General features: G+C 69.9%; 12 protein-coding genes. 6 read left to right on the top strand and 6 right to left on the bottom strand.

Annotated features, from left to right (window positions below):
• Positions 1–709 precede the first annotated feature (709 nt).
• The 6 genes from SZ60_RS09170 to SZ60_RS09195 form a co-directional block, all read right to left on the bottom strand.
• Entirely contained in the window at positions 710–1672 is a 963-nt protein-coding gene (locus SZ60_RS09170) for a D-alanine--D-alanine ligase (RefSeq protein WP_043595314.1), read from the bottom strand.
• Between the two features lie 72 nt (positions 1673–1744).
• Positions 1745–3049, bottom strand: coding sequence for a PLP-dependent aminotransferase family protein (locus SZ60_RS09175; RefSeq protein ID WP_043595316.1), 1305 nt, complete (start codon positions 3047–3049; stop codon positions 1745–1747).
• Positions 3050–3166: 117 nt separating this feature from the next.
• On the bottom strand, positions 3167–3493 hold the full coding sequence (gene trxA / locus SZ60_RS09180) for a thioredoxin (RefSeq protein ID WP_043595317.1): 327 nt from the start codon (positions 3491–3493) through the stop codon (positions 3167–3169).
• 48 nt (positions 3494–3541) lie between these two features.
• Positions 3542–4534, bottom strand: coding sequence for a thioredoxin-disulfide reductase (gene trxB / locus SZ60_RS09185; RefSeq protein ID WP_043595319.1), 993 nt, complete (start codon positions 4532–4534; stop codon positions 3542–3544).
• 167 nt (positions 4535–4701) lie between these two features.
• Positions 4702–6366 (bottom strand): murein biosynthesis integral membrane protein MurJ, encoded by a 1665-nt coding sequence (gene murJ / locus SZ60_RS09190; protein WP_052505278.1) that lies wholly within the window; start codon positions 6364–6366, stop codon positions 4702–4704.
• The gene (locus SZ60_RS09195) at positions 6363–8621 is read right to left on the bottom strand and encodes a DUF6049 family protein (protein ID WP_043595320.1); all 2259 of its coding nucleotides are present in this window, start codon (positions 8619–8621) and stop codon (positions 6363–6365) included. The genes murJ and SZ60_RS09195 overlap by 4 nt, the downstream gene beginning before the upstream one ends.
• Positions 8622–8785: 164 nt before the next feature.
• On the opposite strand from SZ60_RS09195, the gene SZ60_RS09200 reads away from it, so the two are divergent.
• From SZ60_RS09200 to SZ60_RS09225, 6 genes are all read left to right on the top strand, one after another.
• Positions 8786–10225, top strand: coding sequence for a CCA tRNA nucleotidyltransferase (locus SZ60_RS09200; RefSeq protein ID WP_043595322.1), 1440 nt, complete (start codon positions 8786–8788; stop codon positions 10223–10225).
• Positions 10226–10417: 192 nt separating this feature from the next.
• On the top strand, positions 10418–10825 hold the full coding sequence (rpsF, locus tag SZ60_RS09205) for a 30S ribosomal protein S6 (protein WP_043595324.1): 408 nt from the start codon (positions 10418–10420) through the stop codon (positions 10823–10825).
• Between the two features lie 4 nt (positions 10826–10829).
• Entirely contained in the window at positions 10830–11405 is a 576-nt protein-coding gene (locus SZ60_RS09210; protein WP_043595325.1) for a single-stranded DNA-binding protein, read from the top strand.
• A gap of 50 nt (positions 11406–11455) precedes the next feature.
• A complete protein-coding gene (gene rpsR, locus SZ60_RS09215; RefSeq protein ID WP_043595327.1) occupies positions 11456–11716 on the top strand; it encodes a 30S ribosomal protein S18 in 261 nt (86 codons plus the stop codon).
• Positions 11717–11730: 14 nt separating this feature from the next.
• Positions 11731–12183 carry a 50S ribosomal protein L9 gene (gene rplI / locus SZ60_RS09220; RefSeq protein ID WP_043595329.1) on the top strand — a complete coding sequence of 151 codons (453 nt, stop codon included), beginning with the start codon at positions 11731–11733 and terminating at the stop codon, positions 12181–12183.
• A gap of 630 nt (positions 12184–12813) precedes the next feature.
• Entirely contained in the window at positions 12814–13950 is a 1137-nt protein-coding gene (locus SZ60_RS09225; RefSeq protein ID WP_043595330.1) for a LacI family DNA-binding transcriptional regulator, read from the top strand.
• Positions 13951–13953 lie beyond the last annotated feature (3 nt).

Raw genomic sequence — 13953 nt, forward strand, 5'->3', positions numbered from 1 at the left:
GCTCCCCGGAGCAGGGGCTGTTGTTGTCGAGGCAGATCGTCAGTGACTTGGACCGCGTGCTGCGAGTGTTTCACGTGAAACCCCTCGTATTCAGGCGCCTACCCCACTGCTCGCTCGGTCGTCGAAGCGACCCCAGATGACATGACAGTCGAATGTGCCCGTTCGCTGCAGGCCTAGCCTCCGGCGTCGTGTGGAGGGGATCCTTCTGCTCGTCCAGCTGGTGAAGGCTGAACCAGGTGATCCGGAACTCTGCCCCAACTCTGCGGGGACTTCCGTCCTCGAGAGGGACGATGTCGTGTCGACGGGGCGACGCAAGTCCTCGCCGCGTCACGGCAGGTGACGGGGTTCCTCGAGTCATCTCGAGTTGGCACAACACACGCAGGCCGGCAGGGGTCAGAGGACCAAGCGGCTCGATCAGATCGTCGTCACGACTCCCAGCCGAAGACAATCGGGCTGGTCGCGACCGGTTCGAACCCTATTCCGTCAGAGTTCACCGACCGTCCCCGATGAATCAGCTGGTCTTGCGGTGGCCGGGTCGTCGTCTCGTTGGATGTCTTGAGACCAACGGATCAGGCGCCACATGATTGGCCGAACAGGCGTGTCCGGCCACGGGGACGCGACGCTCATCAGCCGATGCTCCTGGTTCTGAAGACAGGACCGTTTCACGTGAAACGGAGGGTGGCGTGGCGCGGCGAGGAGCGGGAGCTTCTCAGTGACGGTGGTCGGCGACGGCCTTCTCGGCGAGGGCGGCGTAGAACATGCCCAGTTCGTAGCCGGCCGACTCCAGTGCCATCGGAACGAGAGACGTCTCGGTCAATCCGGGCAGGACGTTCACTTCGAGGAACCACGGGGTGCCGGCGGCGTCGACGATGAGGTCGACCCGGGAGAGGTGACGGAGCCCCAGGGCTTCGTGAACGGCCACGGCGGCTCGGGCGGCAGCCTCGGAAGACGCGGAGTCCATCCGTGCGGGAGTGTAGAACGTGGTCTCCCCTGCGTTGTAGCGGGCCTCGAACCCGTAGAAGCCCTGACGAGGCACGATCTCGACCGCAGGCAGGGCGAGGGGTCCGTCACCGGTGTCGATGACCCCGACGGCGACCTCGGTACCCGTGATCTTCTGCTCGACGATGACGTCGTCGCAGTACGTGTACGCATCGACCATGGCCCGCGGCAGCGCACCGATGTCGTCGACGACCGTGACGCCCTGGGCGGAGCCACCCCGTGCCGGTTTCACGACGACGGGCACCGGGTGCTCCTCGGCGATGGCAGCCAACACGCCGACGGCGCCGAGCTCGCGGAAGGCGTCGTGAGACAGGGTGATGCCTCGCGGGGTGGAGACCCCGGCACGTCGGGCGAGCTCTTTCGCGGTCGGCTTGTCCCAGGCGAGTCGCGCCGCTGCCGCCGTGCTGCCGACGAAGGGGACGTCGAGTGCTTCCAGCAGGCCGCGCAGTGCTCCGTCCTCACCGCTCGCTCCGTGCAGGGCCGGCCACACGACGTCGGGACGTGATGCGGTCAGGTGCCCGAGCAATGCGGCGTCGGGATCCCGGAGCTCGACCTGGATGCCGTGGGTGACGAGACTGTCGACCACGCGCCTCCCCGATCGGAGGGAGACGTCGCGTTCGTGCGAGATGCCTCCGGCGAGAACGGTGACGGTACGCAGCTCACTGGATGCCATGGGGGTCTCTTTCTCGTGTCACGACGGTGGCCGGTCTCGGGCGGAACGCCCACCACGCGCCGAAAGTCCTGATCAGTTGGTGTTCGGCGGCGGGACGACGACGCTCTGCGGGCGAGTGGCCGGGTTCGACAGGCTCGCGGGTGAGAACGTGCGCAACAGGTCGAGTTCGCCGTTGACGACGTTCGCCAGGCGGGCCACACCGGTGCGGATCGACTCGGGCGTCGGGTAGCAGAACGACAAGCGGATGTTCTGCCGACCGTCGCCGTCGGCGAAGAACGCCGTGCCGGGCGTGTACGCCACGAGCTCTTTGACCGCTCGGGGCAGCATGGCCTTAGAGTCGAGTTCGGCCGGCAGCCCCACCCAGACGAAGAAGCCCCCGTCGGGCACGTTCCACGTGAGCGACGGCAGGTACTCCCCCAGCGCCGAGATCATCGCGTCACGCCGCTCGCGGTACAGGTCGCGGAAGGTCTCGATCTGCCCACGCCAGTCGGCCTGGTCGAGGTACTCGGTGATGACGAACTGCCCGAACGAGTTCGGCGACAGCGTGGCGGACTCGTTGGCGAGGATGAGCTTCTCGCGGATGGCGTGCGGGGCGAGGGCCCAGCCCACCCGGAAGCCGGGCGCGAGCGTCTTGGAGAACGACCCGAGGTAGATCACGCCCTCGTCGTCGATCGAGCGCATCGCCTGGGGGGCCGGCTGGTCGAAGTAGAGCAGACCGTAGGGGTTGTCCTCGAGGACGAGGATGTCCGCCGAGCGGCAGATCTCGAGGATCTCGACGCGACGGGCCCAGGTGAGGGTGACGCCGGCCGGGTTGTGGAAGTTCGGGATCGTGTACAGGAACTTGATGCGACCCCCACGGGCCGTGACGGCCGCGATGGCCTCACGTAGCGCCTCGGGCACGAGTCCGTGCTCGTCCATCGGGACGTGCACGACGTCGGCCTGGTACGCCTTGAAGACCCCCAGGGCGCCCACGTAGCTCGGAGACTCGGCGAGCACGACGTCGCCGGGGTTCACGAAGAGGCGGGTGACGAGGTCGAGGGCCTGCTGGGAGCCCGTGGTGACGACGACGTCGTCGGCGCTGCCGCGGATGCCCTCCATCGCCATGATCTGCATGATGTGCTCGCGGATCGCCGGGGTGCCCTGGCCGCTGCCGTACTGCATCGCCATCGCTCCCCCGTCGGCCATGACGCGGTCGATGGCCCCCGTGACGAGCTCACGGGGCAGGGCGGAGACGTAGGGCATGCCGCCGGCCAGCGAGACGACCTCGGGACGCGAGGCGACGGCGAACAGGGCTCGGACCTCGGAGGCGCTGAGGCCGGCCGTACGGTCGGCGTACGAGTCGTACCACGGGTCGAGGTTGGTGCCCTTGTCGCTCATCGGTGTCCCGGTTCTGTCAGAGGGTGATTCGGTCAAGACTATGCCCGTGCGGGCGGGAGACGACGAGAGCCCGCCCAGCGTGTGCTGGGCGGGCTCTCGTCGTGGTGTCGGCGTCGACTACGCGATGAACTCCGCCAGGTCGGCCTCGAGGGCCGGCTTGGGCTTGGCGCCGATGACCGTCTTGACGACCTCGCCGCCGCGGTAGACCTTCATGGCCGGGATCGAGGTGATCTGGTACTTCATGGCGGTCTGGGGGTTGTCGTCGACGTTGAGCTTGACGATCTCGATCTTGTCGCCGTGCTCGGCGGCGATCTGGTCGAGGATCGGCGAGACGGCGCGGCACGGGCCGCACCACTCGGCCCAGAAGTCGACGAGGATCGTCTTGTCGGAGTTGAGGACGTCGGCCTCGAAGGACGCGTCGGTCACTGCTTTGGCGCTGCTCATGGTGTTCCTTTCGTCAGGGTGATCTGGGTTGGCTTCAGGAGGCGCGGGTCAGGCGACCACGGACTCGGACGTCTCGACGCCCTCGGCCGATCCGACGGTCTGCTCGGCCAGGAACGTCTGGTCGAGCGAGGCCAGGTAGTGCTCGACGTCGAGCGCCGCGACGGTGCCCGAGGCCGCGGCGGTGGCCGCCTGCCGGTAGGTCGCGTCGATGACGTCGCCCGCGGCGAAGACGCCGGTCAGGTTGGTCTTCGAGCTGCGTCCCTGCACGGCGATGGTGCCGTCGGAGGTCAGGTCGACCTGACCGTGCACCAGGTGGACGCGGGGGTCGTTGCCGATGGCGATGAAGAGGCCGTCGAGGTCGAGGTCGGTCGTGCTGCCGTCGACCGTGTCGGTCAGGGTGACGCCGGTGGCCTTCTCGCCGCCGAGGATCGCCGTGACCTGCTTGTCGAAGAGGAACTCGATCTTCTCGTTGGCGTGAGCCCGGTCCTGCATGATCTTCGACGCGCGCAGGCTGCTCGAGCGGTGGATCACGTAGACCTTCGAGGCGAAGCGGGTCAGGAACGTCGCTTCTTCCATCGCCGAGTCGCCACCGCCGACGACGGCGATCGCCTTCTCCTTGAAGAAGAAGCCGTCGCAGGTGGCGCACCAGCTGACGCCGCGGCCGCTCAGGCGCTCTTCGTCGGCGAGGCCGAGCTTGCGGTACGCGCTGCCCGTCGCGAAGATCACCGTGAGGCTCTCCTCGACGGTGCCGTTGCCCAGGGTGACCTTCTTGACGTCGCCGGTCAGGTCGACGGCGGTGACGTCGTCGAGCAGCACCTCGGCGCCGAACTTCTCGGCCTGCTCCTGCATCTTGAACATGAGCTCGGGGCCCTGGATGCCGTCGGGGAAGCCGGGGAAGTTCTCGACCTCGGTGGTCTTCATGAGCTCGCCGCCGGCCTCGACCGAACTCGCGACGATGAGGGGGCGCAGACCGGCCCGGGCGGCGTAGATGCCGGCCGTGTAGCCGGCGGGGCCGGAACCGATGATGATGACCTGGCGCATGGGCACCTTCCTGGGGAGAACTTCACGAGCGGGAAGACGACCCGCGAGCGGTGGCTCGGGCGGTCGGATCCCTCGATCGTCTGGTGGAACGCATCCTACCGACGGGGCATTCCCGCGGGCCTGGCAGTCCGGGCCCAGCCGTGCCCGGCAACGGCGCTCGGCGGCGGTCAGCGACGCAGGAGGCGCGAGACGGTCGGTGCGAGACGTGCGGTCACCGGCGTGGTCAGCACCCGCAGCTCGGGGATCCGCGCGAACCAGAGCAGTGCGCCGTAGACCAGGCCCATGACGGCCCCGGACACGACGACCGTCAACACGCCCGGCACGCGGCCGGACTGTGCGAAGCCTTCGGCGGAGAAACCACCCAGGACGGTCACGACGACGAGGCCCACGGCCCCGGCGACGAGCGAGAAGACGAAGAACTGCACGTAGCGGCGCAGCACCCAGCGGCCGTCGATGCCGCCCAGCCGCTTCTTGACGACGACGAGCGCGACCACGGCCTGGCTGGAGCCCGCGATCGACGTCGTGACGGCGATCGCCATGGCGATGTGCTCGGGCGACACCACGGCGGCCGAGACCGCGACGCCGGCGACGAAGATGCCCGACTGGACGAGCTGCAGGAAGAACGGCGTGCGCTGGTCGTGCATCGAGTAGAACACCCGCTGCACGATGAACAGCACGCTGAACAGGACGAGGCCGGGCATGTAGCCGAGGATCACCTCGGCGGTGCGGGTCGACCCGGCGAAGTCGACCTCGAAGAACCGGGCGAAGGGGTAGGCCACGACGCACATGGCGACCGCGGCGAACACCATGAACATGCCGATGGCCCGGAGGGACTGCGACATGTCGGTGCGGACGGCCCGCAGGTCGCCGCGCGAGGCGTGGCCGCTCATGCGCGTGAAGTAGGCGGTGCCGATCGACACGGCGATGATGCCGTGGGGCAGCATGAAGAGCAGCCAGGCGTTCGCGAGGACCGCGTTCGAGGCACCCACCTCGCTGCCCAGGGTGGCGACGCGGCTCTGGACCAGCCCGGCGAGCTGGGTGACGAGCACCATGCCGAACAGCCACCCGGCGGCCTTGCCCGTGGCGCCGAGGCCGACGCCGCGCCAGCGGAAGTCCGGGCGGAAGGTCAGACCCGCACGGCGCCAGAACAGCAAGAGGAACGCCGCCTGCGCCAGGACGCCCAGGGTGGCCGTGGCGGCGATGACGAAGATGCGGTCGCCGGTCCAGACGTCGACCGCGGAGTTCTCGACGGCACCGCCGAACATCACCATGAAGACGACCAGGCCGGCGATGGCCACGACGTTGTTGAGCACCGGGGCCCAGGTGAAGGGCCCGAACACCTGTCGGGCGTTGAGCACCTCGCTCAGCAGCGAGTACATGGCGTAGAAGAAGATCTGCGGCAGGCACCAGTAGGCGAAGGCGGTCGCGAGGGCGAGCTGGTCCGAGGTGAATCCGGCGCCGCCGTCCGTGCTCTGTTGCGCGTAGAGCCGCACGAGCACGGGGGCGAGCAGCGTGCCGGCCAGGCCCACGGCCGCGAAGACGATGGTGCCGAGGGTCACGATCTTGTTGATGAACCGCTGCCCCCCGTCGTCGGAGGTCGCCGCCCGCACGATCTGGGGCACGAGCACGGCGCTGAGCAGGCCACCCGCGATCAGCGCGTAGATGTTGTTCGGCAGCTGGTTCGCGAGGGCGAACGAGTCGGCCGCGCGGCTGGCCGACTGCCCGATCGCGGCGGCCAGCACGGCCGCCTTCACGAAGCCGAGGACGCGCGAGACCATCGTCCCGGACGCGAGGAGGATGCTGGCGCGACCGAGACCGCCCTGGTTGCTCACATGGACTCCTGGACGGGCGGCGAGGCGGCCGCATCGGGTGACGGGGCGGCATCGGCCGACGGGCCGTCGCCGGACGACCGGGCCTCGTCGCGCGCCCGGCGGCGCTTGCGGAAGGTGCGGTAGAGGCCGCCGACGAAGAGGGCGGCGAAGGCGACGCCGAAGATCCAGGTGATGGCGGTCTCCCACCCGGCCTGCACCGAGAGCGGCACGTCTACCGGGGTGGCGATCGCCACGCCCGAGAGGCTGACCAGCTGCAGCTGCACCGAGACCGTCCCGTTGGCGACGGACTGCACGGGCACGCTGACCCGCGTCTGGGACTGCGGCTGGATCGTCACCTCGATGGGACTGCGCTCGATCGAGAGGATGGAGTTCGACGGGGTCAGGTTCAACATCACCGTCGCGACCGAGTCGGTCTTGTTCTCGAGGTAGAGGGGGAGGGCCGAGCGGTCGCCGAGGATGGAGATCGGCGAGCCCTGGACGACGGCCACGAGACCCGACGTCGCGGTCGCGTCGGCCACGGCCGAGGCGACCTCGGCGGGGAAGCCGTCGACGTTGTCGCGCCAGGCGTGCGACGCCAGGGCCATCGTGCGGAGTCGGGCCGACTCGGTGACGAGCTGCGGTTCGGCGAGGGCGGTCGAGAAGTCCACGACCCTCTCGTCGGCGGACACCAGGTCGCGCAGCTGGTCGAGGCGGGCGTCGCTCTCGGGGCTGTCGACGACCGTCGCCGTCGACGGGGTGCTCGCCAGGGCGTCGGTCAGGGTGGCACCGCTGACCCAGGGCAGGCCGTCGACGGCCTGCAGCGTGCGGGTGAGGAACTGACCGGTCGACGGCCACTCGCGCTCGAGCGTGGTCAGCAGCGTGCGGGCGTCGCTGGGCCGTTCGTAGGCGATGGTGGCGACGGTGGCGGATAGCCAGGCCATCGTGGCCTGCCACTCGGCCAGGCTCGTCGCCTCGGCGGCCTGGGTGACCAGGTCGGACAACGGGTCGTCCGAGACGACGGCCGGGACGTCACCGATCGTGACCGCGGCGTTCTCGGTCGAGTCGCCGTCGACGTCGACGTTGCCGCTCGAGACGATGGTGGACGTGTACGAGCCGCCGGCGAACGCGGTCAGGTCGGCGGACACGACGGACGACTCGCGCGGCCAGACGACGTCGCGCTGCGTCCACGGGAAGTCGAGCAGCTGGGCGGTGGTCGGCAGGACCACGCCGTCGCCGGGCGTCTCGTCGGGCGACGGCTCGCCGGTCGGCTGGTCGGTGACCCCGTCGCTCGGCAGGGCGGAGGGGTCGGATCCGGCGACGCCGGTGCCCGAGCCGTCGTCCGTGCCCTGGTCCGGGGCCTCGGTGGGCGTTTCGGTCGGTGCGGGCATGTCCTCGAAGCGGTCGGGGTCGACCAGGGTGTCGAGCGAGGTCACGGCCGGGACGGTCGTCGCGCCGGCCTGTCGCAGCCCGGCGACGTCGGCGTCGGCGTACGCCAACGGGAACATGTCGTTCGGCAGCGCCTGCAGCTCGTCGAGCCAGTCGACGGCCGGCTGCGGGGCCTCGGTGCCGAGCAGGCGGATCGACGCGATGATCATCGGGTCGACGCCCAGGGTCGCGCCCGTGCCGGACACCGCGTCGAGTTCGCGTCGCAAGACCCCGCCGTCCGAGGTGTAGGCGGCGAGGGCGGAGGCGTCGAGGACGCCCGTCTCGCTCTCGGGCGTCGTGATCGGCACGGCGACCGCCACGCGGGTCGGCTGGAAGCTGTCGGCGGGGTACCAGACCACGCTGCTGCGGGTCTGCGACACCTGGCCGCCCGAGGCGTCGAGCACGCGGGCCCCGAGGGCGCGCGCCCCGAAGGCGCGGCCGGTCAGGCCGAGGCGGTCGGCGGGCACGACGACGGTGTCGAGGGCGACGGAGGACCCGGCGGGGACCGCGGGCACGTCGACCTGGACGAGCTGTCGCCCGAGGTAGTCGTCGCCCGAGACGTCGTCGGGGTCGAGCCACGAGGCGAGCTTGGACCGTGTCGTGAACGGTTCGCGGTCGAGGTAGATGCGGGCCTTCGTCGCCGCGAGGTCGCTGTCTCCGTCGTTCGTCACGGTGACCCCGAGGGTGAGGTCGTCGTCGGGTCGCAGCACGCCGTCGGAGGCCGGCTCGACGGTCATCGTGACGCCGTCGTCGGAGGGTGCGGACGCCGCTCGTGCCGCGGTGGCGGGCAGCCCCGCCGACACGACGAACACCGCCAACAGGGCGGCGATCACGGCGAAGAAGAGTCTCATAGGCGTCAGGTGTCGACGGCGACAGGGGCCGTTCGAGCATGCCGAGTCTAGGCAACGACGACCAAGAAGCAGCGGCGAAGCGCCTGCGAGGTGGGAGGACGGGGTCGCGAGGCGCCGTCGGGGACTCAGCCCGCGCCTCCTCGGCTGTGGCAAGCTGTTTCGTCATGGACAGCGTCGCACGGGCCCTGCAGCGACTGGACGATCTGGCCGCCACCCCCCGCATCGAGAAGCTCGCCGCCGCGTTCGCCGCGGCCGGTCACGAGCTCGCCCTCGTCGGCGGTCCGGTGCGCGACGCCTTCATCGGCCGGCCGGTCAACGACCTCGACTTCACGACCGACGCCGACCCCGACCGGATCCTGGCGATCGTCGTCCCCCTGGCCGAGGCCCACTGGGACGTCGGCCGCGCGTTCGGCACGATCGCCGCCCGCGTCGACGGCGAGACCGTCGAGATCACCACCTACCGCAGCGACGTCTACGACGGCGAGACCCGCAAGCCCGTCGTCGAGTTCGGCGACACCCTCGAGGGCGACCTGGTCCGTCGCGACTTCACGGTCAACTCGATGGCGCTGCGTCTGCCCCAGCGCGTGCTCGTCGACCCGTCCGGCGGCGTCGACGACCTGCTGGAGGCGCGGCTCGCCACCCCGGGCACCGCGGTCGACTCGTTCCGTGACGACCCCCTGCGCATGATGCGGGCCGCCCGGTTCACGGCGCAGCTCGGCTTCACCGTGTCCGACGAGGTGCGCGAGGCGATGACCGCGCGGGCCGAGACCCTGTCGATCGTCTCGGTCGAACGGGTCGCCGACGAGCTGTCGAAGCTGCTCAAGACCGAAACCCCCCGAGACGGTGTCCGCTTGCTGGTCGACACCGGCCTGGCCGACCACGTGATGCCCGAGCTCGCCGCCATGCGCCTCGAGGTCGACGAGCACCACCACCACAAGGACGTGTACGAGCACAGCCTCACCGTGCTCGACCAGGCCATCGGCTACGAGCGGGAGCGGCACCCAGGCGAGGCGCCCGACCTCACCCTGCGCCTCGCGGCCCTGCTGCACGACTGCGGCAAGCCGGCCACGCGCCGCCTCGAGCCGGGCGGGGTCGTCACCTTCCACCACCACGACGTCGTCGGCGCCAAGCTCGCCAAGAAGCGCTTGAAGGCGCTGCGCTTCGACAACGACACGATCGCCGCCGTCTCCCGCTTGATCGAGCTGCACCTCCGGTTCTTCGGCTACACCGAGGGCGGCTGGACCGACTCGGCCGTCCGCCGGTACGTCCGCGACGCCGGTGACCAGCTCGAGCGGTTGCACATGCTCACCCGCGCCGACGTGACCACGCGCAACCGACGCAAGGCCGACCGGCTCGGCTTCGCCTACGACGACCTCGAGGCGCGCATCGCCGAGCTGCGCGAACGCGAAGAGATCGACTCGCTGCGGCCCGACCTCGACGGCGACGAGATCCAACGCGTCCTCGGCATCGGCCCGAGCCGCGAGGTCGGCGAGGCCTACCGCTTCCTGCTCGAGCTGCGCACCGAAGAAGGGCCGCTCGGGGCCGAGGTCGCCACCGAGCGCCTGCTCGCCTGGTGGAACGCACGCGAGGGCGCAGGGGCGTAACCCGTCCTGCGGGTGTCGACCCGCGCCTCCTTGGTCCCCGGAGGTCGATGGCCGCTGCGGCGGCATTGATTCAGGAGGCGCGCTCGGCTACGCTGGGAAGGTTGCGTCTGCCTCACGGTCGACGCCGCGACATGAATACCCTCCTGTCACAGACCGTCTGTGACCGTTAAGTCCGAAGGAGGTGGGTTAGTCATGCACCAGTACGAACTGATGGTCATCCTGGACCCCGAGATCGATGAGCGCACCGTCGCCCCGAGCTTGGACAAGTTCCTCAACGTCATCCGCAACGATGGCGGAACGATCGACAACGTGGACATCTGGGGACGTCGTCGCCTGGCCTACGAGATCAACAAGAAGACCGAGGGCATCTACGCCGTCGTCAACCTGACCTCGAACTCGGCCGCCACGGTCGAGCTCGACCGCCAGCTGGGTCTCTCCGAGGCCGTGCTGCGCACCAAGGTCCTGCGTGCCGAAGAGGCGATCGCCATGGTCGCCGCCGCCAAGAAGGTCAGCGACGAGAAGGCCGCCCGCAAGGCCGCCAACGCCGCTGCCGCGCCCGCTGCCCCGGCTGCTCCCGCCGCCGAGAAGGCTGCCGAGTAGTCCGATGGCTGGCGAGACCGTCATCACAGTGGTGGGAAACCTCACCAGTGACCCCGAGCTGCGCTACACGCAGAACGGGCTCGCGGTCGCGAACTTCACCATCGCGTCGACCCCCCGCACGTTCGACCGCGCGTCGAACGAGTGGAAGGACGGCGAGGCGCTCTTCCTCCGTGCCAGCGTGTGGCGCGAGTTCGGCGAGCACGTGGCCAGCAGCCTCACCAAGGGCAGCCGGGTCATCGCTCAGGGCCGACTCAAGCAGCGCTCGTACGAGACCAAAGAGGGCGAGAAGCGCACCAGCATGGAGCTCGAGATCGACGAGATCGGCCCCTCGCTGCGTTACGCGACCGCTCAGGTGACGCGCGCCGCGTCCTCCCGTGACGGCGCTGCCGGTGGCGGCTCCTTCGGGGGCGGCAACGGCGGTGGCAACCGTGGAGGCCAGCCGGCTCAGGTCGGCGGCGGTCAGGCGCAAGAGCCGTGGGGTCAGCCCGCCGGCGGTCAGCAGGGTGGCAACACCTCTGGCGGCGACGTGTGGAACACCCCCGGTGGCAACGGCACCTACAACGACGAGACGCCTTTCTAGGCATCGCCGTTCCCTTTTAGTACTTCTTCATTCATCGAAAGTAGAAACCAATGGCTGGAAAGAGCAGCGGCGACCGCCGCAAGCCCCTCCGCGGCAAGGGCGGCAAGAACGCCGCTCCCGCGAAGTCGATCCGCGTCGGTGTCATCGACTACAAAGACGTCGCGACCCTGCGCAAGTTCATCTCGGAGCGTGGAAAGATCCGCGCCCGTCGCATCACCGGCGTCTCCGTCCAGGAGCAGCGCCTCATCGCCCGTGCCGTGAAGAACGCCCGTGAGATGGCGCTCCTCCCCTACGCCGGCTCCGGCCGCTGATCGGAAGGACCACCATGTCGAAGGTAATCCTGACCCACGAGGTCTCCGGCCTCGGTTCCGCCGGTGACGTCGTCGACGTCAAGAACGGCTACGCCCGCAACTACCTGGTGCCCCAGGGCTTCGCCGTGGCGTGGAGCCGCGGTGGCGAGAAGCAGGTCGCTCAGATCCGTACGGCCCGCGAGACCCGCGAGCTCAAGACGATCGAAGAGGCCCACGACCTCAAGCAGCGCCTCGAGGCCCAGAAGATCCGTCTCACGGTGAAGACCGGTGCCGACGGCCGTCTGTTCGGCTCGGTCCGCCCGGCCGACGTCGCCGACGCGGTCACCGCCCAGGGCGTCGCGACGATCGACAAGCGCAAGGTCGAGATCCCCACGACCATCAAGGTGACGGGTGAGCACGAAGCCACCCTCCGCCTGCGCGAGGACGTCATCGCGACGATCACGCTCACGGTCGTCTCGGCCAAGTAGCACCCCGGCGCTTCGGCGCCTGCTGTACGCGAGAGCGGCGGTCCCCCTCGGGGGGCCGCCGCTCTTCTGCGTGCCGGGTGCGTGCGGTGCGCCGGCCTGGTGGCGGGTCGCGATGAACCCCGTTCCGGACGATGAAGCCCGTCGGAACGGGGTTCATCGTCCGGAACGGGGTTCATGGGCTGGCTGGGCTGGCTGGGCTGGGCTGGGCTGGGGTGGGAGGGTGGAGACGAGGAGGCGCGGGGCGGCTGGGGCGGGCACCGCGCCTCCTCGTCGGGTCGTCTCCGTGTCGCGATGAACCCGGTTTCGAACGACGCACCCCGTTGCAACCGGGTGTTCGGTTCGAAACCGGGTTCATGGGTGGGGGTGACGCGAGCGGGACGCGGAGGCGCGGGGCGGCTGGGGCGGGCACCGCGCCTCCTCGGGGCGTCCCGTGTTGCGATGAACCCGGTTTCGAACGATGCACCCCGCTGCAACCGGGTGTTCGGTTCGAAACCGGGTTCATGGGCACAGGCGGGCTCGCATTGACAGGAGGAGGCGGCTCGTCTACTGTCGTGGAATCGGTTCCATGGAATCGATTCCACGCAGCGGACACGCCCTGCGACCCGCACCACTACGACGAGGTAGAGCCCGATGAACACCGTGACGATCAAGGACGTGGCGCAGCGCGCCGGCGTCTCGGCCGCGACGGCATCGCGCGTGCTGTCGGGCAACCCGGCCACCTCCGCCGAGTCGCGGGCCCAGGTCGAACGAGCCGTGCGCGAGCTCGACTTCCGGCCGAACGCCCAGGCCCGGGCACTGCGCTCGACCCGCTCCGACACGGTCGGCCTGCTCGTCTCGGACGTCCGCAACCCGTTCTTCGCCGACCTCGCCCACACCATCGAGCAGTCACTGCTCGAGCTCGGCTACGTCACCCTCCTCGGCAACGCCAACGAGAACCGCGAGCAGCAGGACCGCTACCTCGACACCCTCATCTCGCGCCGCGTCGACGGCGTCATCGTCGCCCCGCAGGGCACCGACTCCGCCAGCATCGACTCGCTGCTCGCCCGCGAGGTGCCGACGGTGTTCGTCGACCGCACGATCCCCGGCGTCGACGTGCCGAGCGTGACGACCGACAGCGTCCCCGGCATCCGGGCCGCCGTGCAGCACCTGGTCGACCTCGGCCACGAGCGCGTCGGCTACGTCGCGGGCCCGCAGAGCGTGTCCACCGGGCGCGAGCGACTCGAGGCGTGGACCGCCGCGGCCGCCGAGCTGGGCCTCAGCACCGACCCCGACCTGGTCTACGTCGGCGACTTCCAGTCCGCCAGCGGGTCGGCCGCCGTGCACGCCCTGTTCGAGCTCGACGAGCCGCCGACCGCCCTGCTCGCCGCCGACAGCCTCATGGCCGTCGGAGCCATCGCCATGCTCAACCGGCTCGGCATGCGCATGGGCACCGACGTCTCGGTCATCGCGTTCGACGACATCGAGTGGTTCTCGCTGCTCGACCCGGCCCTGACCGTCATCGCGCACAGCGTCGAGGAGATGGGCCGCATCGCCGTCCAGCTGCTGCACGAGGTCATCGACGGGCGCACGCCCGACTCGGTCGTGCTGCCCAGCGAACTGATCGTGCGCGAGTCGACGACCCGCGCCTCCGGCCGGACCGCAGGAGGCGCGGGTTGCGGATCCGCGAGCGGCACCTCGGCGACGCGCGGGTCCACCGCGACCCGCGCCTCCTCGACCTCGACGGACCCGACAGACCCCACCCCACCCCGACCCCTCGGCAGGAACTGACCC

The organism is Frigoribacterium sp. MEB024 (genome assembly GCF_000878135.1).
Classification (GTDB): Bacteria; Actinomycetota; Actinomycetes; order Actinomycetales; family Microbacteriaceae; genus Frigoribacterium.